This window comes from Amycolatopsis speibonae (assembly GCF_042647925.1).
GTDB lineage: Bacteria > Actinomycetota > Actinomycetes > Mycobacteriales > Pseudonocardiaceae > Amycolatopsis > Amycolatopsis speibonae.
The window spans coordinates 1-26,971 of the sequence record NZ_JBHRWK010000057.1 but is presented as its reverse complement, the minus strand read 5'-3'; the positions used below and the strand labels follow the sequence as shown (position 1 = coordinate 26,971).

Sequence of the window (26,971 nt, the reverse complement as noted above, 5' to 3'; positions counted from 1 at the left end):
TTCGACAATCACCAGTCCTAGCCCGAGCCTCGTTGCCCTCTCAGGCCACCACGCCCACCACCCTCAAACCGTGATCAACGCCAGCCCTTAAGTTCCTGGCATTGCGGCTCAGCAGAGGGAAGGGGGCCTTCACGGGAGATCAGGTGGCGCGGCCTTCCAGCGCGTCCCGGATCTTGTCGATGAACGCCGTTCCCGGCGCCAGGATCCGGTTCGCCGGTGGCTGGTCCGGAGCGGCGGGATGCGGCCGGGTCGGTGCGATCTCCTTGGCCCGCAACACCTTCTCGCCCAGCTCCCGAAGGTCTTCCGGTGAACAGGCCGCCTGCAGCTTCGGCAGCAGATCGCTTTCTTCCTCTTCGATGTGGTGCCGGACGTCCTCGATCAGCTTGCCGACCAGCTCGTCGAACCGTTTGTCCTTCGGTTCCAGGCCGATGAGGTCGTTCATCACCCGCTCGGCTTCGGCGTGTTCCTCGAGCTCGTGGCCGACGACGTCGTCGCCGTCGGGGATGTGCTTCCGCGCCGCGGGGTACATGTGCTGTTCCTCCGCCACCGAATGCCGGACGAGTTCGGCGATCACGTGGTCCACGAGATCCTTGCGGTGCCGGTCACCGCCCTTGCCGGATTCGAGTTCCTTGAAGATCCGTTCGAAGGCTCGGTGATCCTCGGTGATCACCGAGACGAGGTCGTGTTTCGTGGTGGTGGTCATGGACGACTCCTGTCCTCGACGTCAGTCCGACATCCCCCGGGTACCCGCCACCCGCGGTTCAATCACCCGGATTCGTCGGTAGCCCGATGCGGTACGCCACCGGGGATGTTCGCCCCTGCAGTGTTTTGACGATCATGACGCGGGATACTGGTTCTCCCGCAGCAGATTCGCCAGGTGGACGGCGTCGGCCGCGAGAGTGGAGTTGGTCGATTCGACCGCTTCCGGCGTTTCTTCGAGGTCGTTGTAGTCGCCGCCCTTCATCGCCTCGCCGTTCCAGTAGGTCCCGCCCTGGGCCGGCACCGTGAAACCGGTGTCGTTGAGGGCCTGGAACAGGTCCGCGGTGATCTTGTGCGCGCCGTCCTCGTTGCCGACGACGGCGGTGACGCCGATCTTGCCGAACATCGCGGGCCTGCCCTCGTCGTCCGTTTCGGACAGTTCGGCGTCGAGCCGTTCCAGGACACGCTGGGCCACACTGGACAGGTGGCCGACCCAGGTCGGCGTCGAGATCAGCAGGATGTCGGCGGCGTGGATCTTGCGCCGGATCTCGGGCCAGGCGTCGCCGTCGCCCATGTCGGCGTCCACACCGGGTTTGACGTCGTGGTCGACCACGCGCACGAGTTCGCCGGTGGCGCCGTGCTCGGCCAGCTTGTCGAGCAGCTGCCGGGCGATCAGCGCGCTGCTCGAAGGCGCGGGCGACGGTTTCAGCGAGCACACCAGGGCGAGAGCTTTCAACGGCTGCTTGGTCATGTCGGCGGGCTACCCGGACGGTGACCCGGGGAAACCGCATCGCCCGCTCGTGAACGCCGGTGTAGTTCCTTCGCGAGTGGGTAATCGGAGGACAACGGCCGGTGCAGCGAGGTTGTACGTCCGCCGGCCGTGAGGTGGACCGGCGCGGGCAGCCCCGGCGAAGCAGGGACGTCGGCGCGTCGGTCACCGCATCCAAGGGCGTTCGGCCAGCAGGTCCACGACGTCTTCCGCGCGTCGCCGCTTCTCGAACCGCGCCCGTTGACGGTCGGCCCCGCAGCCTCCGGCGGCCAGCCGGGCGCAGCCGTCGCGGACGAAATCGAGGTCGCCGGTCTCTTCGAGGGCACCGGCCGCGAAGGTGACGACGTCGTCGAGCACGTCGGTCGCCGGGGCGAGGTCACCGGTCCGGAAATGCGGGCAGCGCCCGGAGAGCCCTTCCCGCGACGCACGCCAGATCTGCGCCCGCAGAACCTCGTTGGACAGCTTCGCGGGGCTTCCCGCCGAGCCGAGGATGGTGCCGACCAGCCCGCGGATCAGCATCGCGAACAGAACCGCTTCGCCGGGAGTTGCCGCGACGTCGGCGAACCGGAACTCCACGGTCGGCTGCTTCTCGGAAAGCCTTACGTCCCAATAGATCATCGCCCGATCGAGGATGGCACCCGCACGGAGCCAGCCCTCGACGACGCTTTCGTAGTGGTCCAGCGAGGTGAACAGTGGCGGCGAACCGGCCGAAGGCCAGCGGCTCCACTGCTGGTAACGCCAGCTCGCGTACCCGGTGTCGTAGCCGTCGCAGATCGCGGAATTGGCGGTCATGGTCAGCAGCACGGGCAGGAAGGGCCGGACGTGATCGATCACCCGGATCCCGGTCTCCCGGTCGGGGATGGCTATGTGGACGTGACAGCCGCAGGTGTGCGACGTCCTCGCGGTCGCCCCGAAATGCTCGGCCATCCGCTCGTACCGCGGATTCGGCGTGATGACCGGCAAAGCCGTTTCCGCCGACGGCGGGCAGCCGCTGGGCAGCAGGCGGCAGTCCCGCCGGGCGGCGGCCAGTGCCAGCTCGCCCCGCAGCGTCGTCAGCTGGCGCTCGGCTTCGTCGCGTGTCGTGCAGATGCCGGTGGCCGATTCGGCCTGGGAGCGGGTGAGTTCCTGCTGGAGTTCGCCTTGCTCCTCGTCCGCGGCGTCCACGACGGCGTCGCCCGCCGAGGAAAGGTGCCCGTCCCGGTCCACCACGAAGAACTCTTCCTCGACCCCGAAGGTGAGCACGTTGTCGTTCACAACCGCTGATACCCCCGCTTCTTCGGGCACAAACTGGTTTCGCAGGTCGAGGACGGGGTACTTCGGGGCATGAGACCCAAGCCGGAAGAGCCGTCGTACCTGCTGGCCGCGCAGGCCGGAAGCGTCGTGCGCCGCCTGTACCGCCGGATGCGGGACGACGAGCCGACCTCGCCCGCCGACCTCCGCCGGACCATCGGGGCGCTGCAGCAGCTCGCCGACGACCTCGCCCATGTCCTGCCGGGCTTGCAGGGACAGCTCGAGGAAAGCCTGCTGGCGGGCAGGGTAGGCGCGGGTGACACGGCGACGGAGGCTTGGGCCAAGGTCGCCGACGTCGGTCACTCGCTCGCCGAGGCCCGCGAGGGCGGTCTGCTGATGGCCGCGGAGCTGCGCGCTTCGCAACGGATGCTCGGAGAACTGGCTTCTTCGTGATACCCGCTGTCAGCTGACCGGCTGAGCGCGGACCACCGCCACGGGGCAGTGCGCGTGGTGCAGGGCGTCGTCGCTGATCGAACCCAGCAGCAGACGCCGGAGATCACCGTGCTCGCTCCGGCCGAGGACCAGCAGCGCGGCGTCGCTGGACTGCACGGTCAACGCCTGCCCGGCGGGCCCCACTCCGTGCACCGTCTCCACGGCGACGTCCGGATAGCGCTCCTGCCACGGCTTGAGCTGCCTGGCGACGAGTTCGTCGGCGATCTCCTGGGGGAGGCCGGGCGCCGGATCCAATACCGGCCCGCCGAGCAGTGGTTCGCTCGCGGGACCCCAGATCGGCATCCGCGCGACGTGGACCGCGTGCACGGTGAGGCCGTGACGCGCCGCGAAATCGAACGCGAAGCCGGCCGCCTGCGCGCTCTGCTCCGAGCCGTCGGTCCCGAGGACCACCGGTCCGCCCGGGGGCGGCTCCTCCCCGCGGACGACCACGACCGGACGTCCGGCGGTCTTGGTCACGCCGGATTCCGTCGAGCCGAGGACGGCCCTGGTGAACAACCCGGTGTGGGATTCGCCCAGCACGATCATCGCCGCGTCCGCCTCGTCGGCGACCGTGGTCAGGACCTGGTCAGGAGTGCCGTCACGGATGGCCGTGCGGACGTCGAGAGCGGGGTCGGAGCGTTCCAAAGCCTCCGTCATCGAAGCGAGCTGCTCGCGTGCGTGCTCCACTTCGGCGGCCTCGTCGGCGTACACGAGGACCAGGCCGAGGCCGCGTGCTTTCGCTTCGGCGGCCGCCCAGCGCACGGCGCGACGGGCTTCCGGCGATCCATCGAAACCGGTCACGACCGGTCCCGGGCGAGTTCGTCCGGCGGACATGGGGCATCACCTCCGACTTGTGGGTGATACCCGCTTTCGGGGGTCTTCAAGCCACCGATGTTCCCCGCCGGTTTCGTGGCACCCCGTGCCGGGGTACTTCCACATATGACTTCCCTGTCGACGCCCCGCGCGCTTGACAAGAAGCGCGCCTTCTCCGTGTCCTCCGAACATCGGGTGCTCGAAGAACCGCGGGGACGTCTCCAACTGCACGTGAGCAGGCCGACCAAGGGGACCGCCGTCGTCAAGGCGAACGGCGAGGTCGACCTCGGTACCGCGCCCCGGCTGTGGGACATGTTGAGCCAGCGGCTCCACGGCCACGGCGCCACGTTGATCGTCAACCTGTCCGAACTCGACTTCTTCGGCGCGGCGGGCATCCGGGTGCTCCAGCGGACGCAGTTGCTGGCCGACGACGCGGGCACGCTCTTGTTCATCTTCCCCGGCGAGTGCCATTCCGCCCGCCGGATGCTCGACCTCTACGACGGCGAAGGCCTGCACGTCCTGTAGATGTCCTGGTGACACGTCACAAGGGGCGGCCGGTGGCGGCGCGGGCCGAAAGGGCCGCGTTGAGCAACGCGATGTGTTCGAGCCGGGTCGGGTCCAGCCCGGTGAGATCGGCGATCCGGCGCAGCCGGTAGTCGACGGTGTTGGGGTGGACGTGCAGGTCGGCGGCGGTCTGTCGTCGCCCGCCACGGTGGAGGAAGGTCTCCAGCGTCTGCAGGAGTTCTTCGTTGCCGTCCAGGGGCGCGAGCCGGGTGGCCAGCCGGTCGAGGGCGGGGCCGGGACGGGAAAGCTGGTATTCGAGCAGGACGTCGTCGAGCCGGTAGAGCCCGGGCGGCCGCCCGGATCCGGCGGCGACCGCGAGCACGTCCTGCGCGAGCCTCGCCGCGGCGGGCACGTCGGACGGTCCGGCCGCGGCGGTCCCGGCGATGACCTCCGCGCCCGCCGTGCGGGCGACGTCGGCGAGGACCCGCTCCAGCCGTGCCCAGTCGCGTGTGGACAGTTCGTCGGCCGCGGTTTCGTGCGGCAGCAGGGCGATACCGCCCTCGGAAGTGAGTGAGGTCAGGACCGTGCCCCGGATCTGCCGCTCCAGTTCGACCCGGAGCCGCCGGAGTTTCCGGCGGCCGGCGACCAGCGGGTCGACCCCGTTGGCCTCCTCATCCGGATGCGCCCCGACCGACGCCGCGAGGACGATGTAGCACGGCGGCAGGCGCAGGCCCGCCTGTCCGGCCGCGACGTCCGCGGGGTCGCCGTCGAGCAGGGCGGAAAGCACCGTATGCCGCGCCGAACGCTCGTCGTCGAACATCGTCTGGCGCTCGTCGAGGTAACCCGCGCCGACCGCGGGCGTGACGACCTCGAGGTAGCGCAGGGTCAGCGCGTTGACCGCCAGGACGTCGGCGACCTCCTCCGGCCGCGCGTCCGGGGTCAGCGACGCCCAGACCACCTGGATACCGATGTGGTACGCGGTGAGCACGATGTCGATCGGGATGCCCTCTTCCGCACGCCTGGCGGCCGATTCGCGGAGGAAGTCGAGTTCCTCCTGCGACGGCGTCGCCCCGGTGCGGAGGGTGTCGATGAACGACCGCAGGTTCTGCTCGATCACGTGCGTGATGTCGCCGCTGAGTTCTTCGGCGGGGAGCAGGCCGTATTCCGGGATTCTGGAGACGATCTCGGACAGGACGGTCTTCGCGAGCGACGGCAGGACCTCGGTCAGCCGTTCCGCCAGTGGACGTCCGCCGATGCGGAACCCCGGATCCTTGTCACCCGTCACAACCGACCATCATGACAGCCGGGCTGGTCAGCGGGCGAGCGCGTCCCGTGCCGAATCGAGGGTCGGGTGCACGGTGAAGACGGAGTCGAGGCCGAGCAGCGACATCGGGCGCAGCAGGGCCCGCTCCTGGGTGACCATGATGAACGGGACACCCGATTCTTCGGCCTTCGCGCGGATCTGCACGAGGGCGGTGAAACCGGACGAATCGCAGAAGCTCACCGCGGACAGGTCCGCGATCAGCGCCGCGGGGGTGAACCTGAGTTCTTCTTCCAGAGCCTGCCGCAGGCCGTCCGACACGGCGAGATCGATTTCACCGGATACGGTGACGACCGTCTCGGTGGCGGACGTGGTGATCGAGATGTTCAGCGGGGACACGAATCTCCGTGCCGAGCGGGGCGGATCGGAAGCGGGAGCGCGGTAGTCCGTCAAGTTTGACTCCTTGCCGGTACGGGGGACCGGCTGCTGCCCGGTGGACATGCCGGACCCGTGAGAAGGGACCCGGCGGCTGGTGTCTGAACCGCGACGGGGACAACCGTAGCAGCCCCGCGACCCGGCTCGCCGGATGAGCGGTGCCCGGCTGGTCACGGGCCTGTCTCACGTGCGCGCCCGCCGCGCCCCGGTCTCGCCGACCATGACCTCGTCGAGGTCGGGGTGGATTTCGTCGGCTCGATCCCACAGTTCGCCCGCCAGCGCGGCGGAGCCTTCAGCCGCCGCGGCATTGCCGAGGCCGGTGTAAGCGCGCGCGGTTTCGTAGCGGCTGCCGCAGGCTTCGGCGCGGTCCGCGGCGGCACGATAGGCCGGGGCGGCGAGGTCGTGACGCCCCGCGTGGTACCAGGCCCAGCCGATGCAGTTGAGCGCCATCGCGGCGTCGAGGTCCAGTCCGAGTTCGTCGAAGACGGACAGCGTTTCGATGGCGAGCGCGGCGGCTTCGGCGGGCTGTCCGATCGCGGTCAGCACCAGCGCGATCCCGCGGCCGGTGATCGCGGCGTTGCGGCGATTGCCGTCACGGACATAAAACGTGTGAGCCAGCCTGAGGTCCCGAAGCGCGCTGTCGTGGTTGCCCCGGTAGTGCTCGGCCCAGCCGCTGTGCGCGAGCGTCGTGGTTTCACCGTGACCGTCACCGATACGCCGGAACAGCGAGAGCGCTTCGCCGTAACACTCCGACGCTTCGTCCAGGTCGCCGCGATCGACGTGCGCGACCCCCAGGTTGGCCGTGGTGGTGGCGAGCGCCCAGGTGTCCCCGATCGCCTCGGCCGACGCGCGGGCCCAGTGGTGGGTCTCCAGCCAGGGATCCCAGAGTTTGGCCACGAAGAAGAAGTCGCGCAGGAAGAAGGCGAGCTGCCAGCACCTGTCGTGCTCGCCGCGTTCCCTCGCTGTCCTGCACAGGGCCACCAGGCTGGGCCATTCGGTGCGGAACCAGGACATCGCCATCTCGCTGTCGTCCAGCCGGGCCGGCTCCGGGGTTCCCTGGTCGAAAGTGATCTCCGGGACGAAGCGGTGCGGGGTGAGTTCCTTGTCGGCCTGAGCGGCACTGCGAACCGCGAAAGCGGTGAGCCTGCTGAACGCTTTCATTCCGTCCTCCACGTCGGTGAGTACGAATTCGGTCGCGAACGCGCGCAACAGGTCATGGAATCCGTATCGATCGGGTTCTGGTTGGGTGATCAAATGCGCTTCGTGCAGCCGGTCCAGCAAACGATCGGTTTCCCGAAGCGAAAGCGTGCTCAACGCACTCGCGGAATGGATGTCGACGTCGGTTCCGGGATGGACGGTGAGCAGGCCGAAGAGTCTCGACTCGGCGGCACTCAGCTGCTGTACGGACAGCCGGAACGCGGCCGCGAGGGTGCGCTCACCGTCGTCCAGTTCGCCGAGCCGAGCGGCTTCGTCGTCCAGCCGCCGGTCGAGTTCCGCGACGTCCCAGGCCGGATGGGCGCGAAGTCTCGCCGCGGCGATCCGGATCGCGAGGGGGAGCCGGGCACAGCGGCGGACCACCCGGGTGACGGTGTCGTCGGCGGGAACACCGGTGACCGTGGTGAAGAGGTCCACCGCCTCGGCGAGCGGAAGCATGTCCAGGGAGACGTGTTCGGCGTCGTCGAGCGCGCTCAGCCTGGACCTGCTCGTGATCAGCACGCGGCATTTCGGCTCGGCGGGCAGCAGCGGGCGCACCTGGGCCGCGTTGACCGCGTTGTCGAGCACCAGGAGGAGACTGCTGCCGCGAAGCCGGGACCGGTACAGCGCCGTGCGATCGGCGGGATCGGCGGGGATGCGGTCCGCCGCAACGCCGAGCACACGTAACAACCTGTCGTGTACCTCGGTGGATTCGCCGGAGTCATGGCCGCGCAGGTCGATGAACAGGCAGCCGTCGGCGAAGCCGGATTCCAGCCGGTGCGCGCACCGGACCGCGAGTTCCGTCTTTCCGACACCGCCCATGCCGGACACGACGCAGACACCGCCGTCGGCTTCGAGCGCGGTGCGGATCGCTCGCAACTCGGCGGCCCGGCCCGCGAAGGAGGGTGTCGCCGGCGGCAGCCCGGACGGCCGGACGTCCGGCCGTCCCCGGCGCCGCACGGGTTCGCCCGGCAGCAGCGGGGTCAGTTCTCCTTCCGCGCCGAGTTCGGTTTCGCACAAAGCGGCGAGTGCCGGATTCGGCGCGGAAATCCCGGTCTCGACCTTGCTGAGATAACCCTTGCTGTAGTGGGTGCGAGCGGCCAGTTCGGTGAGTGAAAGGCCGGCCGCTTTGCGGCGGCGTCTCAGTTCGGCTCCGAACGTGGCTCTCTCGTTCATCAGCACCCATCCTCGTCGGAGGATCAGTATGGCCGTGTGGACGGTGCCCCGGCAGTGGTTTCCGTCCGGCGGCCGGGTCCACGGACCCGGCCGCCGGTTGCGCGCGCGTTTCATGGTCGTCTTTCGTCCGTGTCCTCAGCCGAACACGAAGCCGAGCAGGGCCAGGATCAGGCCGATGGTGTGGGTCTGCATGGTCAGTCCACCTCCTTTCCGTGCGTGGCGACCACGGACTCGGCCGGGGTCGCGGGCGCGGTTCCCGGTGCGCAGCCGAGTGCCAGTCCGATGACGAGCGCGACCACCCACAGCCAGAAAGCCAGCCGTAAGAGCAGCGAAAGCGAGCACTCGACCTTCATTCCGACTCCTTCGAAGTGCGTGTCAGGGCAGCACTCGACAACGCGAGAAAACCGCTGGTGGGGGTGCTATTCGCCGCGAATTGCGGCGGCTCACCAAGAATGCGTCGCCGGTGAGGGCGCGACAAGGAGTTTCCTGTTTCCCGTCTGGGTGGGAAAGGAAAACCCAAAATAACGATCGGCGATACACCGCCGCGCGCGGCTGGACACGAGCGGCCGGGCTGACGACTATTGACCACCGTGTTCGGACCATTTAGGGGAGGACTGTGTGACCGTGAGCGCTGTGGACCTGGCCGGCGAATTGAAGGTGCTTCGACGGGGCAGGGGACTCGCGGCGCCGCAGCTCGCCGAACGGGCCGGCCCCGCGCTGCGCGCGGTTTGCGGTACGACCGAAGACGACGAAAACGCGGAGATCCGGAGAAGGCTGACCGACTGCCTGTCCGAGTGGACTCGTTCGCTGCCCGATGATCTGCAGACCGCCGTGCTGGCCGCGTTCGGACTGCACCCGGAGGCGGGGAACCCCTTCTACCAGGATCGGGTGCGCTGGCTGGCCAAATACCTGCAGCGTGACGACCGGACGGCGCGCCGCCGTATCGACGAAGGCATGGATCGGCTCGCCGAGGTCGCGGTGGCGTCCACGAACGAATCCGACGAGGCGGAAAAGAGCCGGCCCAGCAGGAGATGGCACACCGAGGAGCTGCGGGTCGCGCTGGCGCTCGACCAGCCGATTCCGGAGGCTTTCGAATTCCGCCGGATCGTCGCGGACGCCGACGACATCTCCGAACTGGATCTCGCCTTGACCCTGACCGACTCGGTCTATCGAGGTGAAGCCATCGGCACCGACGATCTCCGGGTCGACGTGTTCCACGGCGGGCGGCTGGCGGGGCGAGCGATGGAGTCCACTGATCGCGTCGGGCTGGCGTTACGCCTGCCCCAACCGCTTCGGCGACACGGTAAGCACGAAATCGCCTTGCGGTTCAGAGCGGAAATCAGGCATCCGCACTTCGTCTGCGTCCCCCGGCATCCGGTCGACCTGTTCGACCTGCACGTCCGGTTCGCCTCGCCGATCCCGGCGGAAGTCGTGCAACTGGAGCGGGTCTTCCAGGACGACGCGAGTGACGAGGCGGCGCGAGGGTTCGTCCTGACGCCGGACGCCACCGGCGAGGTCCACGTCCAGTTCCGGAACCTGGCACCGGGTTTCGCTTACGGGGTGCGCTGGAGGGTGCCGGACCTCGGCTCGCACGGCTCGGCGAACTGACAGGCACTACTCACGACCTACCTGACCGAAGCGGACGCGGGGGAAGCCGGATCGCCCGTTTCGCCGCGATCGCCCTCGCCGACAGCTCGGTCGCGATGCCCGGAGCAGCGAGGATGGCGTCCGCGGCGCCGTCGACCAGTTCCTGGGCGCGCTGGTCGCGACCGCTGAAGGCCAGCGCGAGACCGAGGTCGAGCCTGCTCTCCAGGGTTTCCGGATGGGACAGGCCCAGGAGCCGGATCTGTGGCCGGAGGATCTCTTCGAGAAGATCCGCCTGGCGGTCGAACTCGCGCAACTGCCCGTGGGCCTGGGCCATGCCGTGCCTGATCCGGTAGAGCAAGGGGTGCTCGCCGCCGAGAACGCGGAGCACGGTCCGCTCGGTCGCGCTCAGCGCACGCAAGGCCTGCTCCGGTTGTCCCAGAACCAGGAGCGCGCGATCAGCCATGGCCGCGACGATCAAGGCCTGCGGGCTCTCCGCGCCGTAGCGTCTCTCCAGCTCACGCAGGTCCGGATCCGCGCCAAGGTCTCGCAGATCGAGGTTGACCGTCGCCTCGGCTCGCAGCAATTCGGCTTCGGTGCATCTCGGGTGCCGCTCCCGTCCGTTCGCGTGAAAGGCCGCGGCCACCTCGGCCGCGACTTGGCCCGCCTGCCTCGGATGGTCGTCGAGGAGCAGGGCGCGCGCGTATTCCAGCAGCGCCGAGGGCAGGAGGTCGTCGCGCACGGGGCCCGGTGGCGCGTCGCGGAGCTCCGGCAGGATCGCGTCGAGCGTGGCGACGGACTCCCGAGGACGGCCGCGGAGGCGCAGCGCCTGCGCACTCGCCACGACCGCGGGCAACCGGTCTTCCGGTCGGCCCGGGAACCGGCCGTCGTACTCGCGCCAGAACACCCGATCACCGGCGTCGTAGTCGCCTTGACAGTCGAAGGCCTGTGCGGCGATCAGTCCGGCCGCGTACCGCTCGCCGTCGGTGCCCGCCAGCAGCAGCGCGCGCCGGGCGTGCCCCTCGGCCTCCGGGTACAGCCCGCAGGCGATCTCCACGCGCGCCGCCGTCGCGAAGTCCGTGCTCGTGGCCCCTTCGGTGGCCAAGATCATGGCGTGGACCTCGCCCGCGGCCAAGGGATCACCGTACTTTTCGTGCGTGGCCGCGATCGGGCGCAGCAGCCGGATCCGGTGCGGTGCGGCGGTGTGTTCGGCGAGACATCGAGCATGCTGGAGGAGGAAGTCCCGGTACCCGGTGCTCTCGTCGGAGAGAAGCCTTAGCAAGGCCTTCGCCGCGGCTTCGGCCAGGCCGCCCGCCTCGGGTCCGGTCTTGGCCACTTCGGCCACGAGCGGTTGAAGCCGCAACCCGCCGTCGACGCAGGAGGCGAAACCCTGTTCCGTCAACTCGTCGACGGCATCGGCGAAATCGCCTTCGACGGCGGATCCGAGCACGTCACGGGCGAACTCGACCGGAAAGGGGACCGGGGCCAGCAGGCCACCCAGCCGGACGATTCCGGCCGCGACCGGCTCGAAGCCCGCCAGCAGGTCACGGATCGCCCGCGGCGCGGTGTCCGGGCAGGTGGCGAAGGCGAGGTCGCCGAGCCGTCCCGGCCAGTGCCGGGCGGCCGAAGCGGCGGCGCGAAGCGTGATCGGATGCCCGCCGCAGCGGTCGAGGAGACGGAGCACGGCTTCCCGTTCGGCGTCGTCGGCCGGCGCGCGGTACTCGCCGAACAGCCGGAGCCCTTCGTCCGGCGGCAACCCGGCGAGGTCCAGTGCCTCGACGTCCCATGAAGAACGCCCCACCCGGCCGGTGAGCACCGTGGACACTTCGGGAGCGGGGAGCATCAGCCGGTCAAGGACGTTCGAGGGGAGGCCCGCCGGAACGTCGTCGATGAGGACGAGGACCCGGTGCCCGGCCGCGGTGAGCCTTCCGGCGACGTGGTCGCGCAGCCGGTCGAAGTCCATTCCGGACAGATCGGCACCCAGCCGTTCCCCGGCCACGCGGGCCAACGCGAGATGGAACTGGGGAAGCATCTCTTCGGGCGCGTGATGCCCGAACGGGCCCAGCCGCAGGACACCGCCGTCGAAGCTGTCATGGAAGAGATGGGCGTACTGCTCCGCCAACGCTGTCTTGCCCACACCCGGCAGTCCGCGCACCATCAGGACCGACCGGGCGCGCAGACCATTGTGGACAGTCCAGAGCTCCCGGTGCCGCCCGGTGATCCGCGGCGGGGGTTGACGTTCTCGCGTCCGGTTCCCGGCGCCGAGAGGCCGGACGGTGTCGGCCACTTTGCGCCGGACTCGCTCGACCAGGATGGGCAGGGTGCGCGGGGTGACCGGGCCGGTGAAGAACGCCGCGTCGGCAGGCTCCCCGGGTGCGATGTGCCTGCTGTCGGCTTCCGGGTTGATGGCGAGTACGCGGTCGGCCGGATCGCCATGACGCGTGGCGGCGGCGAACGCGGCGGTCAGTGCCCATCGGCAGACAGCGCCGGCCGGAAGGACGCGGGAGTAGTACACGAGCACGACGCGCGAGCCGGCGATCGCGTCGGCGAGTTCGCGGGTGACAGGCGCGAACTCGTCGGTGACGGCGCCACGGAACACGCGAAGCCCCGCGTCGCGAAGTGCCGTGCCGATCTCGGCCATCCGCGCCGTGCCTTCAGGATCGGCTCGAGTGAAACACAGGAAGACATCGAAACGATCGGTGTTGTGGGCATCGGACAGGCCAGGGTCGGGATCCGTCATCTGCGCTCTCCCAGTGGTCGTGTCGGTTCGCCTGCGCAAGGATCGATCCGGGAAACGATTTCGCTACCGGTGATCGCGCCGGAACGAAAACTGTCCTTGTTCTGCCGGGCATTTCGGCAACGGACAGAACCAGGACAAGAAACCCCGGGCCGCAACGTCGCCGCCGCGTCCCCCGATTACCGGGCATTCGGACCGTGAACGCCCGGGAGAGAACATGGGAACCGCCACCGGCACCGCGAGCGAGATGAGGAGCACGGTCGATCCGATGTCGACCGTCCACACTCGCCCGATCGGCGATGAAGTCAAGGGCTACAGCACTTTGGGGGCCGCGACGCGCCCGTCGGGGCGGCTGACCAAAGAGGTGCTCGACCCGCTTGTCCTGGCGGCGAAGACCGGTGACCCGGACGCCGTCCACGCGCTGCTGGCCGTCCTGAAGCCGGTCCTGGTGCGCTATTGCCGCGCGAGGATGGGCGGCCGCGACCTTTCCTACCTGTCGGCCGACGACGTCGCGCAGGAAGTGTGCCTCGCGGTCTTCAAAATGCTGCCGGAGTACGAGGATCGAGGCGGTTCGTTCCTCTATCTCGTGCGGGCGATCGCGGCCAACAAGGTCGCCGACGCCTTCCGTATGGTGTCCCGTGACCGATCCGACCCCGTGGCCGAGCTGCCGGAGGCCGGATCGGTCCGCAACGAGCCGGAGAACCACGTGCTCGGCGTCGATCTCGGCGCGCGGCTCGGCAGGCTCGTCGCCAAGCTTCCGAGGGTGCAGCGTGAGGTGCTCGCCCTGCGGATCGTCGTCGGGCTGACAGCCACCGAGACCGCGGCCGCGCTCGGGCTGACACCGGGGAACGTGCGGGTCAAGCAGCACCGGGGGTTGGTGAAGCTCCGCGAACTGATGCAGGAGGAGACCGATGAGTTCTGAGCTCGTGAGTCACTCCAGGACTGAATCACTCCAGGACAGGATCTCCCCAGGCCAGTTCCGGTAGCCACATGGTCTCCGTGGTGCCCGGACGGTGGAACTCCAGCCGGAGCGTCAGCACACCGGTGACGCCGATGTCGATCTTGGCCGGCTTCCCCAGCGCCACCTTGACTTCGGGGGACGGTCTCCCGTCCAGGAGCACCCGGAAGTGTCCGACCTGGAAGGGCTCGGCGGCGTCGTCGAGGACGCCGGCCACCGCGGTCAGCCTCCGGTAGGCCATTCCGAGGTCCACTTCGACGAAGCCGAGCCGCTCCGACGCCCGCAGGACGACGCTGTCCGCGTAGTGCACGTCGTTGATCCGCGCGCCCTCGGTCCGGACGTGGGTGCTGCACGCCCGCCATTCCAGGCCTGTCGCCAGCGAGGTCCGGCGAGGACCGGAAGCGCTCACCGCGCCTCCGCGCCACTGCCCGCGTTCGGGGCGCTGGTGCCGCGCCCTGCCGGTGATCGCGGCGAGCAAGTCCTCCACGCCCTCCTCGGTGAACGCCTCGACCGGGTACCTCGTGGTGGAGAACGGGTTGAGGAAGTTCGGGATGTCCTCGACGGACTGCTGGGGGAACACGACCGGGAGCACTCGTTTGATCTCGCGGCCGAGATCCCGGGTCAGCCGATCGCGGAGCCGTGCCGCTTCGAACTGCGATCCACGTCCTACATCGAACGCCGCCGTTCCCTCGGCGCGACGTTTGTATTCGGGGGAAACGACGACCACCACGAAATTCGCCGTGTCGAGGTGCTTCAACGCCCACAACGACCAGTCGCGGCGTTCGTCGTCGTCCCATTGATCAAGGTGTACTTCGAGGCCGATCCGGCTGTGCAGGAAATCCGCGAAGAGGCGGACCCGCTCCTTGTGTTCCGGTGAATCATGTGCGTAAGTGACGAACACGTGCGGCGCCTCGTTGTCGGGCATCGAAACTCCTGTCTTGTGAAGGGAACAGGCCGTCCCCGGTGGTCGCATTCTTGACGCTCGCCTGCCCGGCCGCACTCATTGTCGAGTGCTTGTCCTCTTTCTGTCTCTTCTGGACTCGCCGATGTCCATGACAGTCCCGTGTGCGCCGCGGTGTCCAGTTTTTGTCGTGTTTTTGGACCTTTTTCGAAGGCGTCACAGGCCCCTACTATCGGGGCTGTCAAGCGGATCGGGGTGCGAAGGGGCGATGGCGCTCGTGTACGAGTACGACGTGTTCATCAGCTATCGCCGAGGTGGGGGCGACGCTCCGGACTGGGTGCGGAATCACTTCCATCCTCGGCTTCAGCGACTTCTGGACGACAATGTCGACTATGACGTCAAGATATTTCTGGAGGACGACGTTCCTGTCGGGGGAAAGTGGCTGCAGGTGGTCCGAGACACCTTGCAGCGTGCTCGTATCCTGATCCCGATCTGTTCCCCGAAGTACTTTCGCGACGAGCGATGCCTCGCGGAATGGCACACCATGGCGAAGCGAGAGGAAATCGTCGCCAGGGATGGTGCGGCGAAGATGGTCCGGTTGATCTACCCGGTGATCTTCAGTGACTCGGAAAACTTCCCCGGCTATGCCCACGAGCGCCAGATGCACAGTTTCCGGAACTGGAACAAGCCGCATCCGCAGTATCAGAACACCCCCGAGTACCTCGACTTCGACCGCGAGATGGAGCGGCTGGTGGAGGACCTGGTGGGGATCATCGCGCAGGCACCGCTGTGGTGTTCCGAGTGGCCGGTCGAAACGCCGGCACCCGAGCCGCCAAGGCCGTCGAAGCTGCCGAGGTTCTGACTCATGCCGGGAACCGTGGTCACCTTCTACTCCTACAAGGGCGGCGTCGGGCGGAGCTTCACCTTGGCCAATATCGCCGTTCTCCTGGCCCGCTGGGGATATCGCGTGTTGTGTTTGGACTGGGATCTCGAAGCGCCCGGTTTGGACACCTACTTCCGGCCGATGATGAGCACGCCTCCGTCGGGTGGCGTCGTGGACCTGATCGACGACTTCCGTGAGGGCAGGCTCCGCCCCGGCGCGCACACCACCCGGCTGACCGGGAAGGTGAAGCTCGACGTCATCACCGCCGGCCGGGCGGACGACGCCTACGTCCGGCGAGTGCAGGATCTCGACTGGGAAGGCCTGTACGAACAGGGTTTCGGCGACTACCTCGAACAATGCCGTGAACAGTGGACGGCCGCCTACGACTACGTCCTCATCGACAGCCGCACGGGGATCTCCGACATCGGGGGTATCTGCACCGCCCACCTGCCCGATCGGCTCGTGGTGCTGTTCACGGCGAACGTGCAGAGCATGAAGGGCGCTGTCGAGATCGCCGCGCGTGCCAACGCCGCTCGCGACCGCATGCCCTACGACCGGCCGCAGCTGACCGTCCTCCCGGTGCTGTCCAGATTCGACGCCCGTGAGGAGTACGCGCGCTCGGAGGAGTGGCGGCGCATCTGTCTGGAAGAGACGAAGGACCTGTTCCGCAGCTGGCTCGATCGCGACGTCTCACCCGACGTGATGTCGCGTCACCTGACACTGCCGTACGTCTCCTTCTGGACCTTCGGCGAGCAGCTTCCGGTGATGACGGAGATCAGCCCGAGCACCGACCAGATCAGTTTCGCGCTGGAAACGGTCGCGGCGGTCGTCGCGCACGACTTCGACCGGACGGACCTGCTCGCCGAGAACCGGGACGCCTACGTCGCCGCCATCCGCGCGGAGAAACGCACGTTCACCTACGACGTCCGGGTCAGTACGACCAGAACGACCATGGATCTCGCCGACGACCTCAGGAAATACCTGATAGAGCTCGGCATCCGGCCGGTGCTGTCGTTGTCCGGAGAACGGTCGATGCTCGAAAAGACCGAGGACGACGCGAAGCATCTGTGCCTGATCGTCGACAGGGAAGTGAGCCGGTGGCAGTCGGCCGAGGTCGAGCTGTTCCTGCACCGCACCCTGGGGCAGGATCGCCGGGTCGTCCCGGTGCTCACCGAGGGCACCGACGCGAACACGCTGCCGGGCTACGTCGGCAACCTGCGGTATCTCGAGTTCGGACCGTCCCGCGGCCCGGTGGAGATCGCCCGGAACCTGGTGGACCAGCTCACCGGGACGACGGCGCTCGTCGAACCGGGTGAGCTCGACGTCGCCGGCGTGCTCCGGCAAGCCACCCGCGCGCGACTGCGCCCGCTGATGTGGGGATTGGTGGACGAGATCGTCGCCGAACTCCAGGTCGCGATCGGCGCGGGGGAGCGCGAGCGGGTCCAGGACCTCGCCGAGGAGCTCATGTCGGCGACACGGGCCCGGGCGGCCGAAGTCGAGCAGAACCACCGCGCCGTGATCCCGCCCGGCACCCGCGCGGCGATCGACTGGGCGGTGCGGACCGCCGAAGCGCGGGTGACGCGCCACGGATTCAGCGGATTTCTCGATCAGTGACAACCAGGTACGGAAGGACCACGGATGACGGATCAATTGGGGCAGAAGCAGACCGCGGCGATGCTCGCGCTGATGGTGATCGCGCGTGAGGTGCCCAACCCGGAACTCCGGGAGATCGTGGGGTTCCCGCTCGACGGTGTGGATCGGACCAAGCTCAACAAGCTCGATCTGGTCGTCAGCGAACGCAGCACCGTGCTCCGCGGCCGTCCCTACGTCCACGAGCTGACCGAGCGCGGCTGGGCTTGGTGCGAGGAAGAACTGAGCGTGGAGGAAGCGCCGTCGCCCCGGACCAGTCTGGGCAGCGCCCTGTACGTCCTGCTCAACGGACTCGGCAGACACCTCCGCAGGGAGAAGCTCCGGCTGGCCGACCTCTTCATGCCCGATGTCGAACTGACGACCGAGGAGATCGAGACCCGGATCCGGATCGCCTACCGCAAACTCTCCGACGCTCCCCGAGATTGGGTCGGGCTGGTGGATCTGCGGCCGATGCTCGGTGAAGTGTCCACTGTGGATGTGGACGCGGTCTTGAAGGAACTCAGCCGGTCCGGGCAGGTCCGTCTTGTTCCGGAGTCGAACCGCAAGACACTTACCGCCGCCGCTCATGCCGCAGCTGTTCGCATCGGCGGTGAGGACAACCATCTGCTCTCGATCGAGGAGCCGTGATGGATCCCCAGGCGGCGCTCGCGGCCCTGCGCTTCGACTGGGCCGACACACCCGACCACGTGTGGCGTGACTCGCCCTACCACGTCGACGGCTTGCACACGGGCGTCCTGATTCAGGTCAGCGCGGGGATCAGGGAGGCCGTCGCCAGCGACGGCCCGAGTCCCCTAGGGCTGGTCCTCCAAGGGAAGAAGGGAGTGGGCAAGACCCACCTGCTCGGACTCGTCCGTAAGCAGACACACGATGCCCGCGGTTACTTCTTCCTCAACGATCTCACGGCGGGTGACGCCTTCTGGGAGGACACCGTGGAGGCGATGCGTCGCGGCCTTTCGCGGCTCGACGGCTCCGGCGTGCCTCAGCTCACCAGTTTCCTCCGTCGCGTCTGCCTCCGCGCGAGCATCGAGGCGAACGTCACCAAGAAGATCCTGGCCGGGCGTAGCTTGTCGAGGGGCGACATCGACACGTTTGTCGACGGCCTGCGAGCCTTCGATCGGGACGTCGCCAGGGAATGCGCCGACACGGCACGGGCACTGGTGCTTTACGCGAGCGAGGACCCGAACAAGAACTACGTCGGGGACGACTATCTCGGCGTGTTCCCGGAGTCGAAATCCGGGGACCGCCGCAAATGGGGTATCCGGTCGGACCCCAAGTCCGCGATGACCCAGGTCAAGAACATCACCCGGCTGCTCGCGCTCACCGGCCCGATCGTGATCGCCGTGGACCAGCTCGACACCCTGGTGGCCCGCTCCGCGGTGGGTACCGAGAATATGCGTCGCAGCGCCGAGGAGGACCTGCTCGTAGCGAATATCGCGGACGGACTCATGGGGCTCCGGGAAGTGACCAAGCGGACCATGACGGTGCTCGCCTGCTTGCCCGGCACTTGGGAACTGCTCAAGAAGAAGGCTACGGACACGGTCCCGGACCGCTTTCGAGAAGCCGAGTTCCTCGGCCGTGTCACGAATGCGGAAGTCGGCAGAGCCCTGGTCGAGAAGCGTCTCGGAGTCGCGTACGAGGCGATGAAGTTCATGCCGCCCCACCCCACTTGGCCGGTATCGGCCGTCGCCTTCGACGGCGTGTGGGAGGAGACGTCACCGCGAGAGCTCCTGAAAAGGATCGTCGCGCACGTCGATTCCTGCGTGCGTGCGGGCCGAATCACCGAGCTGACCACATTCGACGAACGTGGTGTGCGGACGGCAGGGCCGCCGCGGGTGGCGATGGCCGCAGACCGGTTCGCGGAGCTGGACAAACGGTTCGAGGAGCATCGGTCGGAGGCCGACCCGTCGGCACTGCTGAACCCCAAGGTCGAAGACAAGGTGATGCCCCGGTTGCTGTCCGCCGCGCTCCGGGGATGGATCACCGAGGTCGGCGACGACAACATGGAATGGGTCCACGGGGCGAAGAGCGACCGGAACGAGCTGCATGCCTGGCTCACCCGCACGTTGGACGAGACGTCGGACCTGGAGGAACACTGGGCGTTTCGGGCCATCGCGGCAACGCACCCCATCGCCGCGCTTCACCGCTTCCGTAAGGCTCGATCGGCGGCAGGGGTGCGGAAGGGCGCTGAGAACCGCCATCTTGTCCTGCTCCGCAACCTGGAATGGTCGAGAGGGGACAAGACCCAAGAGGAACTCGAAGCGTTCGTAGAGGATGGTGGAAGATCCCGCAAGATGTCCGATGAGGACATCCGCACGTTCTGGGCGCTCGACAAGATGTTCGCCGAGGGAAGCCGGGAATTCCACGAGTGGCTCGTCGACCGGCGTCCCGCCGGCCGGTCGGAACTGCTGTCGGCCATTCTTCCCGAACCCGTTCCCCGGCAAGGATCCGGATCCGGTGAGGAGTCCTCGCCGCCCGCCGACGGGCAGATCACCCTCGGGACCGTGACGGGCAGCGGGAAACCGGTCAGGATCGAACTGGCTGCCTTGCGGAAACACGCCGCGGTCTTCGCGGGTTCCGGTTCCGGGAAGACGGTGCTGCTGCGGCGGATCGTGGAGGAGTGCGCGCTGCAGGGGGTTTCGGCGATCGTGCTGGACCCGAACAACGACCTCGCCCGGCTCGGCGACGCCTGGCCGGAGCAGCCCGAGGCGTGGGGGCCGGACGACGCTCAGCTCGCCAAGCGGTACCTGGCCGAGACCGACGTCGTCGTGTGGACACCGGGACGGGCGGGCGGCAGGCCGCTCGCGTTCCAGCCGTTGCCCGATTTCGCGAGCGTCCTCGACGACGAGGACGAGTTCAACGCGGCCGTCGAGGTCGCGGTGGCCGCGCTCGCTCCCCAGGTGAAGCTGACCGGGAGCACGGCGAAGACCAGCGTCGGGCTCGCGGTGCTGCGGCAGGTCGTCGTGCACCACGCCCGTACCGGGTCCCGGAGCCTGCCGGAACTGATCGGGCTGCTCGAAGACCTGCCCGACGGAGTGAGCACCTTGAACAACGGGAGGAAACTGGCGGCCGAGCTGGCCGAACTGCTGAAGGCCTCCATGGTCAACGACCCGCTCCTGGCGGGTGGTGGCGAGCCCGTCGACCCGGGGCTTCTGCTCGCTCCCGGGGAAGGCAAGCGAGCACGGGTCTCGGTCATCAGTTTCATCGGGCTGCCTTCGGAAAAGCAGCGGCAGAACTTCGTCAACCAGCTCCAGATGGAACTTTTCGCCTGGGCCAAGCGGAATCCGGCGGGTGACCGGCCGCTCGGCGCCCTCTTCGTGATGGACGAGGCGCAGATGCTCGCGGCGTCGGGCACGCTGACGGCGAGCACCCGCAGCACCATCGTGCTCGCCTCCCAGGCCCGGAAGTACGGCCTGGGGCTGCTGTTCGCCACGCAGGCACCGAAGGGCCTGCACAACCAGGTCGTCGGCAACGCGATGACGCAGTTCTTCGGCAGGCTCAACAGCCCGGCCCAGATCGCCGCGGCCAACGAGCTCGCCAGGGCCAAGGGCAGCCCCGTCGACGACATCTCGCGGCTGGAACGCGCCCAGTTCTACGTGTCGGGAGAGGCGTTCGGCTTCCAGCGGATCACCACTCCGCTGTGCCTCACCCACCATCCGGCCAGCCCGCTCACCGTCGAGGAGGTGCTCGCCCGCGCTCGCGACGAAGCCGAGTGAAACTGCAGCACGTACGCCCCGTCAACTTTGCTCGCAGGAAAGGATTTCGCACCATGGCAGGAATCTTCACCGTCCGTCCCGGTGACGGTCAGGACCGGATCCGGGGTCTCGACCGGAGTCTGGGTCAGGTGTTCGGAAAGGACCGGGTCCTCCGGTCCGGTGGCTCCGCGTCCGTCCTGGTGGTGCCGATCGGCGCCGAAGGCCTCGACGACCTCGACGAGGAAGCCCGGCAGGAGATCGCCGAGGCCTTGCGGCTGGGGAAGAAGGTCATCCCCGTGCTCGTCGACGACGCCGACATGCCGGACGAAAGCGAACTGCCGTCCGACCTCGCCGAATTCTCCCGCCTGCGTTACCGGCGGTTCGGTGGGCACACGACGGAGCAGGACATCGCGGGCCTGATCACCGAACTGATCCGGGTCGCCCCGGAACTGGGCATCGGTGTGGTCAAAGGTCTCGAAGACCTGCCGGAGTGGCTCGATTCCTGGCGGCACGAGACGCGTCCCGCGCTGCCCGGGACGCTCCCGGTGCTCGGCAGGGACCGGGAAGTGGACCGGTTGTGCGCGTGGTCGGACGCCGCGCCTTCGGTCCTCTCGATCCATGCCGGCAGCCGGACCGAGGCGGCGGCTTTCGTGGCGACGGCGCTGGCGGCCCACCGGCCCGGTCTGCGAGCGGTCCGGGTGTCCAGCCAGGAAGGCTGGCGGCATTGCCGGAACCTGGACGCTCCTTTCGTCGCCGTGGTGGACGGTGCCGCTGTCGAGATGGTCGAGGGGGACACCGGCGCCGGCCATGTCGTCGTGGTGCGGGGCACGCCGGACCGGAACGGTGCCGATCTCCTGGTACTGCCCGGGATTCCCCGCGACGAGGCGGCCGGGGCGTTCGCCGCGGCCGGTGTCCCGCCCGCCGACGTGAACACCTACGCGGACCTCGCCCGGCGGAGTCTCGGCAGCCTGCGCCGGAAGCTCGCCGTCGCCGGTGATCTCCCGAAGTGGGTGAACCCGCTGGAGCGCGATCTCGCCGCGCCGCTCCTGCTGGTCGGCCGGTGGTCGGCGGGATCGCGGCACGATCTGGACGAGATCGCCGTTATCGCCGGCCGGGAGACCGAGGAGCTCACGGACTTCTTCGTCAGGTCCGAGGCGGGCGACGACCCCTTCCTGGCACGGTCGGGTGACCGGGTGCGGCTCGCGGATCCGCACGACGCCTGGGCGCTCCTCCACTGCCGCCTGAGCGCGCAGGATCTGCGGCGCTGGCACGAAGAGGCCGTCAAGGTGCTCACCGAGAGAGAACCCGGACGGACGTGGTCGGCGGAGCTGAGGCACGGGCTGGCGCGGAGCGCGGCACTGCTGGCCTCCGAGGGGGAGACGACGTTGTCCGGCGGCGTCACGGGCGCCGAGCATGCCGCGCGGCTGGTCCGTGAACTGCTCGGGCGAGCCAACGACGACGCGGACGGGGTGCTTTGGCGCTCGCTCGCCGATGTGCTGCCCTTGCTCGCCGAGGCCGCTCCCCAGGAGTTCCTCGGTGCCGTCGATCGCGCGCTGACCTGCGACCCGTCGCCGCTGAACGACACGTCCGACGGCCTCACCGCGGCGTTGGAAACGGTCAGCTGGTCCGACGACGCGTTGCCGATGGTCGTCTCGCTGATGGCCGAGCTGACGCGGCCGGGGCGGGGGACGGGCGATCAGCCGCTCGAATCGCTGATCACCCTCGTGCAGCCGTGGCACCCGTATCTCGACCTGCCCGGCGGGCAGCGGACGGAGCTGGTCAGGGCGATCGGCCGCCGCTCCCCGGAAGCCGGTTGGCGGCTGGCTCTCGCGCTGCTGCGTGGTCCGGGAGGACACCTCCTCGCGAGTCCGCGGCGGCCCCAGGTCCGGCTCGAATGGACGATCCCGGCGCCGCCGGTGGCCGTCGACGGCGGGCCGGAGTTCGGGGACGGGCTGGTCACCTCGGCGCTGGCCGCGCTGGGGGAGCGGCCTCACCGGTGGTGCGAATTCTTCGAGCAGCTGCCCGAGCTGAACACCGCACAGTGGGACCGCGTGGTGGAAGCCCTCACGAGGCTGGACACCGACAGGCTCACGGGGGACGAACGTCTCCGCCTGTGGGACCGGCTCACCGGCTTGACCGCCGAGCATCGTCACTACGCGGGCGCCGGCTGGACGCTGCCGGAGGAACTGCTGCAATGGCTGGAGTCCTGCGCCGAGATGATCGAGCCCGTGGTCAATCCGGGGCGGCACGGGCTGTTGTTCGGCCGGAATCCGTATCTGGACGGCGGCGATTCCCTCGATCCGGAGGAGCGTGAAGCCGAGATCGATCGCCTTCGCCGCGACGCCGTCGGCGGTGTCCTGCGCGAGCACGGTGCCGCGGGGCTGAGCGCCCTCGCCGCCGAGAGCACCCGGCCCAGGCTGGTCGGAGTCGTCGCGGCGGAGGTGGCCGCGGACGACCTCCAGGAGGACGCGCTCGCGGAACTGGGTCGCGAGGACTGGGCGTCCGGCTGGGCGGGCGAGATGGCACGGTCGCAGGGCGAAGAATGGCGGCAGGAGGTCGCGACGCAGCTCAAGGGGCAGGACAGGCTGGTCGACTTCCTCCTGGCGATGCCCGTGGAGCACGCGCTGGCGCTGTTCGATTCCGCCGACGAGGCGGTCCTCGAAAGCTTCTGGGCGCACGTCGGCCCGTGGCCGCTTCCCGAGGGACAGGAGTCGTCCTTCGTCACGCAGCTCGCGCGGCGGCGGCCGTGGACCGCGGTCAGGGCGCTCGCACTGGGCGCGTGCGCGGCCGAGCCGCCGCCGCTGCCCGCGTCCCTGGTCGAAGAGGTGCTGCTCCAGGCGTCCGCCGACGGTGTCGAGCAGCCCGATCGCAAGGCCGTCGTGGGGGTGGGCCCGCTGCTGGACCATCTGGTCGAGGCCGGGGGCTCGGACGTCGGGGTCGCGCGGCTGGAGCTGCGGTTCCACGCGGCGCTCAAACACCGCCGGAACCCCCGGAGCCTTCAGCGGATTCTCGCCGAGGATCCCGGCGCGTTCGCCGAGCTCTGCACCCGGATCCATCCCGAGGACGACGGCACCCCGAGTGTGGAACTGGTCAACGCGTGGCTCGTGATCTTCGAGACGCGCACCATGCCGGGTGGAACCGCCTCCGGCCTCGACGGCGCCGCGCTCAAAGCCTGGGTTTCGCGCGCCCGCGCCGAGTTCGCCGAGCGTGGCCGGGCCGAGTTCGGCGACCGGGCGATCGGCACCGTGCTGGCGAGCGGATCGCCCGTGCCGGACGGTGGCTGGCCGCCGGAGCCGGTCCGGGACGTCCTCGATGTCGCCGACGGCGGGCATCTCCGGGAAGGCTTCGCCCTCGGCCTGACCGTGCAGGACGGCGACTCGCGGGAGCTCGCGGAGCGTCATCGTGGCTGGGCCCGGCGGATCAACGTCGGCTGGCCGCGCGTCGCCACGCTCCTGCGTGAGCACGCCGACGACCTGGCCCGGCGCGGATAGCGGTCGACGTCGCCCGTGTGGAGGGGCCGAACGGCTCCTCCACACGGAGTGCCTCGTAGGCTGAAAGCCACACACGTGGACGGGAGGCCGAGGTGACCGGGACGACGGCCGAGGTGATGGCCGAACTGGCCGCCCTCGATGATCCGCGCGCACGCCAGGTGAACGAGAAGCACGGTGACGACCACGGGGTGAACCTCGGCAAGCTGCGTGCGCTCGCGAAGCGGCTGAAAACCCAGCAGGAGCTCGCGCGCGAGCTCTGGGACACGGACGACACCGCGGCGAAACTGCTCGCGCTCCTGATCTGCCGTCCGAAGGCGTTCGAGGCGGGCGAGCTGGACCGCATGGTGCGCGAGGCGCGTACCCCGAAGGTGCACGACTGGCTCGTGAACTACGTGGTCAAGAAGAACCCGCACGCCGAAGAGCTCCGCCTGGCCTGGTCCGCCGACCCGGATCCCGTGGTCGCCAGTGCCGGCTGGGCGCTGACCACCGAACGCGTGGCGAAGCAGCCCGAGGGCCTGGACCTCACCCGGCTGCTCGACGTCATCGAGGCGGAGCTGAAGACCGCGCCGGATCGGCTGCAGTGGGCGATGAACCATTGCCTGGCGCAGATCGGGATCGAGCACGCGGAGCACCGTGCCCGGGCGATCGGCATCGGGGAGCGCCTGCAGGTGCTCAAGGACTATCCGACCCCGCCGAACTGCACGTCACCGTTCGCGCCTGTCTGGATCGCCGAAATGGTACGACGCCGGCAAGAATGAGCTTCAGCCGAGCGCGTCCGCTTTGATCGCTTCGAACTGGGCGCCCATACGCGCCGCCAGTGCCTCCGCCGCCCGCAACGGCCGGACCATCACCTTGAAGTCGGTGATCTTGCCGTCTTCGTCGAAGGTCAGGAGGTCGCACCCGTTGATCCGAAGCCCGTCGACGGTCGCCTCGAACTCGTACACATGGTGGGCGCCGTCGTGGATCTCGCGGACGTAGCTGAAGTCCTCGAACACGCGCAGGACCCCGCGCAGGATCGCCGCGGTGATGGCCTTTCCCTGGTAGGGCTTGAAAGCCACCGGGCTGGTGAAGACCACGTCGTCGGCGAGCATCGCCTCGATCGCGGCGGCGTCCTTCGCTTCGACTGCCTGACGGAACGTGGGCATGACGCTCTCCTCATAGTCAACTTGTTGAGTAGACATCGCCGAGCGTAGGTGATCGTTTCGTGCCTGTCCATCAAAGTGACTAATCAACTTTGCGACTAATCCAGCCGGTGGCTATCATCGCTGCATGGCGTTGCGGAACGCGATCCTCGCGATGCTCTTGGATGGCGAGTCCTCGGGCTACGACCTGGCGAAGGGCTTCAACGCGTCGGTCGCCAACTTCTGGACCGCGACACCCCAGCAGCTCTACCGGGAGCTGGACAAGATGGAGTCGCAGGGCCTCGTGGCGGCCAGGGTCGTCGAACAGGAGCGGCGCCCGAACAAGCGGCTCTTCTCCTTGACCGACACCGGCGCGACCGAACTCGCCGAGTTCACCACGCGCGCACCGAAGCCGACCGCGATCCGTGACGAACTGCTGGTGCAGATCCAGGCCGTCGAGGCAGGCGACGACGAGCGGATCCGGCACGCTGTCGCCGACAGGATGGCCACCGCCGAAACGAAACTCAAACGCTTCGAACGCCTCCGGGATCGCCTGCTCGGCGAATCCGCCGAGGCGGAGTTCCTCGCGACCGCGCCCCGAGTCGGCCCGTATCTGACCCTCGCCCGCGGGATCGCGTTCGAGCAGGAGAACATCCGGTGGGGCGAACAGGTTCTCGCGGTGCTCGACCGGCGGGCGGCCGCGGGTTTCGGAGGTGATCGGCGTGGCTGAGCGGGAAAAGGGCCCGGCGTTCCGTCAGGTGGTGCTGGACTGCGTCGACGCCCGCGTACTCGCGGAGTTCTATCGGCGTCTGCTGGTGTGGAACTACCGTCCGGGTGACGAACCGCCTCGGCCCGGTGCCGAGGACAAGGACTGGCTGGTGCTGAGAAACCCGGACGGTGGGGCGCAGCTTGCCTTTCAGCAGGTCGATCGGCTGGAAGAAGCGAGCTGGCCGGACTCTGGGCCGGTGCCTCAGCAGCTGCACCTCGACCTGACCGTGGACTCGGTCGAGGAGCTCGAGGCGCAGCACGCCCGGGTCCTCGAACTCGGCGGGCGGCTCCGGTTGGACCGCAGCGATGACCCCGAAGAACCACTGCGCGTCTACGCGGATCCGGCGGGGCATCCTTTCTGCATCTTCGTCGCCTGAGGGCTCTTAGGCCGAAAGCCAAAGGTGGCGTGTCGGCCTCGGATAGAGCGGGAGATTCTTCGTAACGACCACCCCCGGGCCGACACCTCGCCGCCACGCTGGTGTCGCGAAAGCCACTTTCGCGACACCAGACCTGGATCCACCGATGATTGTGGTGAGTTGATCGTGTCGTAGGCGCGCAGATGCCCTCTGACTTGGGACGATTGGTCTTGCGACAGAACAATTCGGACCGAGTG

23 protein-coding genes are annotated in these 26,971 nt (G+C 68.6%); 12 read left to right on the top strand and 11 right to left on the bottom strand.

Going from position 1 to position 26,971, the window contains the following annotated elements; genetic code table 11:
- Window positions 1–139: 139 nt before the first annotated feature.
- From ACFOSH_RS30795 to ACFOSH_RS30785, 3 genes are all read right to left on the bottom strand, one after another.
- Window positions 140–703, bottom strand: coding sequence for a hemerythrin domain-containing protein (locus ACFOSH_RS30795; protein WP_378242831.1), 564 nt, complete (start codon window positions 701–703; stop codon window positions 140–142).
- 132 nt (window positions 704–835) lie between these two features.
- Entirely contained in the window at window positions 836–1,450 is a 615-nt protein-coding gene (locus ACFOSH_RS30790) for a flavodoxin family protein (protein WP_378242829.1), read from the bottom strand.
- A 183-nt stretch (window positions 1,451–1,633) separates the two neighbouring features.
- The gene (locus tag ACFOSH_RS30785; RefSeq protein ID WP_378242827.1) at window positions 1,634–2,722 is read right to left on the bottom strand and encodes a carboxylate-amine ligase; all 1,089 of its coding nucleotides are present in this window, start codon (window positions 2,720–2,722) and stop codon (window positions 1,634–1,636) included.
- A gap of 69 nt (window positions 2,723–2,791) precedes the next feature.
- Between ACFOSH_RS30785 and ACFOSH_RS30780 the strand changes: the two genes are divergently transcribed.
- Window positions 2,792–3,151, top strand: a complete 360-nt coding sequence (locus tag ACFOSH_RS30780) for a hypothetical protein (RefSeq protein WP_378242825.1) — start codon at window positions 2,792–2,794, stop codon at window positions 3,149–3,151.
- A gap of 9 nt (window positions 3,152–3,160) precedes the next feature.
- On the opposite strand, the gene ACFOSH_RS30775 is transcribed toward ACFOSH_RS30780, so the two are convergent.
- On the bottom strand, window positions 3,161–3,991 hold the full coding sequence (locus tag ACFOSH_RS30775) for a universal stress protein (protein WP_378242823.1): 831 nt from the start codon (window positions 3,989–3,991) through the stop codon (window positions 3,161–3,163).
- Between the two features lie 138 nt (window positions 3,992–4,129).
- Here ACFOSH_RS30775 and ACFOSH_RS30770 point away from each other — a divergent pair, with 138 nt between their 5' ends.
- Window positions 4,130–4,528, top strand: a complete 399-nt coding sequence (locus tag ACFOSH_RS30770; RefSeq protein WP_378242821.1) for an STAS domain-containing protein — start codon at window positions 4,130–4,132, stop codon at window positions 4,526–4,528.
- Window positions 4,529–4,544: 16 nt separating this feature from the next.
- Here ACFOSH_RS30770 and ACFOSH_RS30765 read toward each other — a convergent pair whose 3' ends face one another.
- The 4 genes from ACFOSH_RS30765 to ACFOSH_RS30750 all read right to left on the bottom strand — a co-directional run bounded on the left by ACFOSH_RS30765 (window position 4,545) and on the right by ACFOSH_RS30750 (window position 8,926).
- Complete coding sequence (locus ACFOSH_RS30765) at window positions 4,545–5,792, bottom strand: PucR family transcriptional regulator (protein WP_378242819.1); 1,248 nt, start codon at window positions 5,790–5,792, stop codon at window positions 4,545–4,547.
- A 27-nt stretch (window positions 5,793–5,819) separates the two neighbouring features.
- The gene (locus ACFOSH_RS30760; RefSeq protein WP_378242818.1) at window positions 5,820–6,221 is read right to left on the bottom strand and encodes an STAS domain-containing protein; all 402 of its coding nucleotides are present in this window, start codon (window positions 6,219–6,221) and stop codon (window positions 5,820–5,822) included.
- Between the two features lie 165 nt (window positions 6,222–6,386).
- Window positions 6,387–8,573 (bottom strand): ATP-binding protein, encoded by a 2,187-nt coding sequence (locus ACFOSH_RS30755; protein ID WP_378242816.1) that lies wholly within the window; start codon window positions 8,571–8,573, stop codon window positions 6,387–6,389.
- 194 nt (window positions 8,574–8,767) lie between these two features.
- Window positions 8,768–8,926 carry a hypothetical protein gene (locus ACFOSH_RS30750; protein WP_378242814.1) on the bottom strand — a complete coding sequence of 53 codons (159 nt, stop codon included), beginning with the start codon at window positions 8,924–8,926 and terminating at the stop codon, window positions 8,768–8,770.
- Between the two features lie 271 nt (window positions 8,927–9,197).
- Here ACFOSH_RS30750 and ACFOSH_RS30745 point away from each other — a divergent pair, with 271 nt between their 5' ends.
- Window positions 9,198–10,181 (top strand): hypothetical protein, encoded by a 984-nt coding sequence (locus ACFOSH_RS30745; protein WP_378242812.1) that lies wholly within the window; start codon window positions 9,198–9,200, stop codon window positions 10,179–10,181.
- Between the two features lie 10 nt (window positions 10,182–10,191).
- Here ACFOSH_RS30745 and ACFOSH_RS30740 read toward each other — a convergent pair whose 3' ends face one another.
- On the bottom strand, window positions 10,192–12,897 hold the full coding sequence (locus ACFOSH_RS30740; protein ID WP_378242810.1) for a hypothetical protein: 2,706 nt from the start codon (window positions 12,895–12,897) through the stop codon (window positions 10,192–10,194).
- Window positions 12,898–13,141: 244 nt separating this feature from the next.
- On the opposite strand from ACFOSH_RS30740, the gene shbA reads away from it, so the two are divergent.
- Window positions 13,142–13,816, top strand: coding sequence for an RNA polymerase sigma factor ShbA (gene shbA, locus ACFOSH_RS30735; protein ID WP_378242833.1), 675 nt, complete (start codon window positions 13,142–13,144; stop codon window positions 13,814–13,816).
- Window positions 13,817–13,841: 25 nt separating this feature from the next.
- Here shbA and ACFOSH_RS30730 read toward each other — a convergent pair whose 3' ends face one another.
- Window positions 13,842–14,777 (bottom strand): SEFIR domain-containing protein, encoded by a 936-nt coding sequence (locus ACFOSH_RS30730; RefSeq protein ID WP_378242808.1) that lies wholly within the window; start codon window positions 14,775–14,777, stop codon window positions 13,842–13,844.
- A gap of 166 nt (window positions 14,778–14,943) precedes the next feature.
- Between ACFOSH_RS30730 and ACFOSH_RS30725 the strand changes: the two genes are divergently transcribed.
- The 6 genes from ACFOSH_RS30725 to ACFOSH_RS30700 all read left to right on the top strand — a co-directional run bounded on the left by ACFOSH_RS30725 (window position 14,944) and on the right by ACFOSH_RS30700 (window position 25,227).
- Window positions 14,944–15,615, top strand: coding sequence for a toll/interleukin-1 receptor domain-containing protein (locus ACFOSH_RS30725; RefSeq protein WP_378242806.1), 672 nt, complete (start codon window positions 14,944–14,946; stop codon window positions 15,613–15,615).
- Window positions 15,616–15,618: 3 nt separating this feature from the next.
- Window positions 15,619–17,250, top strand: coding sequence for a tyrosine-protein kinase family protein (locus ACFOSH_RS30720; RefSeq protein WP_378242804.1), 1,632 nt, complete (start codon window positions 15,619–15,621; stop codon window positions 17,248–17,250).
- A gap of 24 nt (window positions 17,251–17,274) precedes the next feature.
- Window positions 17,275–17,913, top strand: a complete 639-nt coding sequence (locus ACFOSH_RS30715) for a hypothetical protein (protein WP_378242802.1) — start codon at window positions 17,275–17,277, stop codon at window positions 17,911–17,913.
- The gene (locus tag ACFOSH_RS30710) at window positions 17,913–20,999 is read left to right on the top strand and encodes an ATP-binding protein (protein WP_378242800.1); all 3,087 of its coding nucleotides are present in this window, start codon (window positions 17,913–17,915) and stop codon (window positions 20,997–20,999) included. The genes ACFOSH_RS30715 and ACFOSH_RS30710 overlap by 1 nt, the downstream gene beginning before the upstream one ends.
- Window positions 21,000–21,052: 53 nt before the next feature.
- The gene (locus ACFOSH_RS30705) at window positions 21,053–24,469 is read left to right on the top strand and encodes a hypothetical protein (protein ID WP_378242798.1); all 3,417 of its coding nucleotides are present in this window, start codon (window positions 21,053–21,055) and stop codon (window positions 24,467–24,469) included.
- A 92-nt stretch (window positions 24,470–24,561) separates the two neighbouring features.
- Window positions 24,562–25,227: a DNA alkylation repair protein gene (locus ACFOSH_RS30700; protein ID WP_378242796.1), complete on the top strand. Its 666-nt coding sequence runs from the start codon at window positions 24,562–24,564 to the stop codon at window positions 25,225–25,227.
- Window positions 25,228–25,230: 3 nt separating this feature from the next.
- Here ACFOSH_RS30700 and ACFOSH_RS30695 read toward each other — a convergent pair whose 3' ends face one another.
- Window positions 25,231–25,614, bottom strand: coding sequence for a nuclear transport factor 2 family protein (locus ACFOSH_RS30695; RefSeq protein WP_378242794.1), 384 nt, complete (start codon window positions 25,612–25,614; stop codon window positions 25,231–25,233).
- Window positions 25,615–25,738: 124 nt separating this feature from the next.
- Between ACFOSH_RS30695 and ACFOSH_RS30690 the strand changes: the two genes are divergently transcribed.
- Window positions 25,739–26,320 (top strand): PadR family transcriptional regulator, encoded by a 582-nt coding sequence (locus tag ACFOSH_RS30690; RefSeq protein WP_378242792.1) that lies wholly within the window; start codon window positions 25,739–25,741, stop codon window positions 26,318–26,320.
- A complete protein-coding gene (locus ACFOSH_RS30685; RefSeq protein ID WP_378242790.1) occupies window positions 26,313–26,735 on the top strand; it encodes a VOC family protein in 423 nt (140 codons plus the stop codon). Before ACFOSH_RS30690 ends, ACFOSH_RS30685 begins: the two co-directional genes overlap by 8 nt.
- The last annotated feature ends 236 nt before the right edge of the window (window positions 26,736–26,971 follow it).

What these genes read in the sequence shown, in the direction of transcription:
- ACFOSH_RS30705 (WP_378242798.1), top strand. Translation starts at nt 21,053, where the DNA reads ATGGCAGGAATCTTCACCGTCCGTCCCGGTGACGGTCAGGACCGGATC.
- ACFOSH_RS30690 (WP_378242792.1), top strand. Translation starts at nt 25,739, where the DNA reads ATGGCGTTGCGGAACGCGATCCTCGCGATGCTCTTGGATGGCGAGTCC.
- ACFOSH_RS30750 (WP_378242814.1), bottom strand. Translation starts at nt 8,926, where the DNA reads ATGAAGGTCGAGTGCTCGCTTTCGCTGCTCTTACGGCTGGCTTTCTGG.
- shbA (WP_378242833.1), top strand. Translation starts at nt 13,142, where the DNA reads ATGAGGAGCACGGTCGATCCGATGTCGACCGTCCACACTCGCCCGATC.
- ACFOSH_RS30695 (WP_378242794.1), bottom strand. Translation starts at nt 25,614, where the DNA reads ATGCCCACGTTCCGTCAGGCAGTCGAAGCGAAGGACGCCGCCGCGATC.
- ACFOSH_RS30795 (WP_378242831.1), bottom strand. Translation starts at nt 703, where the DNA reads ATGACCACCACCACGAAACACGACCTCGTCTCGGTGATCACCGAGGAT.
- ACFOSH_RS30790 (WP_378242829.1), bottom strand. Translation starts at nt 1,450, where the DNA reads ATGACCAAGCAGCCGTTGAAAGCTCTCGCCCTGGTGTGCTCGCTGAAA.
- ACFOSH_RS30755 (WP_378242816.1), bottom strand. Translation starts at nt 8,573, where the DNA reads ATGAACGAGAGAGCCACGTTCGGAGCCGAACTGAGACGCCGCCGCAAA.
- ACFOSH_RS30715 (WP_378242802.1), top strand. Translation starts at nt 17,275, where the DNA reads ATGACGGATCAATTGGGGCAGAAGCAGACCGCGGCGATGCTCGCGCTG.
- ACFOSH_RS30770 (WP_378242821.1), top strand. Translation starts at nt 4,130, where the DNA reads ATGACTTCCCTGTCGACGCCCCGCGCGCTTGACAAGAAGCGCGCCTTC.
- ACFOSH_RS30710 (WP_378242800.1), top strand. Translation starts at nt 17,913, where the DNA reads ATGGATCCCCAGGCGGCGCTCGCGGCCCTGCGCTTCGACTGGGCCGAC.
- ACFOSH_RS30740 (WP_378242810.1), bottom strand. Translation starts at nt 12,897, where the DNA reads ATGACGGATCCCGACCCTGGCCTGTCCGATGCCCACAACACCGATCGT.
- ACFOSH_RS30780 (WP_378242825.1), top strand. Translation starts at nt 2,792, where the DNA reads ATGAGACCCAAGCCGGAAGAGCCGTCGTACCTGCTGGCCGCGCAGGCC.
- ACFOSH_RS30720 (WP_378242804.1), top strand. Translation starts at nt 15,619, where the DNA reads ATGCCGGGAACCGTGGTCACCTTCTACTCCTACAAGGGCGGCGTCGGG.
- ACFOSH_RS30730 (WP_378242808.1), bottom strand. Translation starts at nt 14,777, where the DNA reads ATGCCCGACAACGAGGCGCCGCACGTGTTCGTCACTTACGCACATGAT.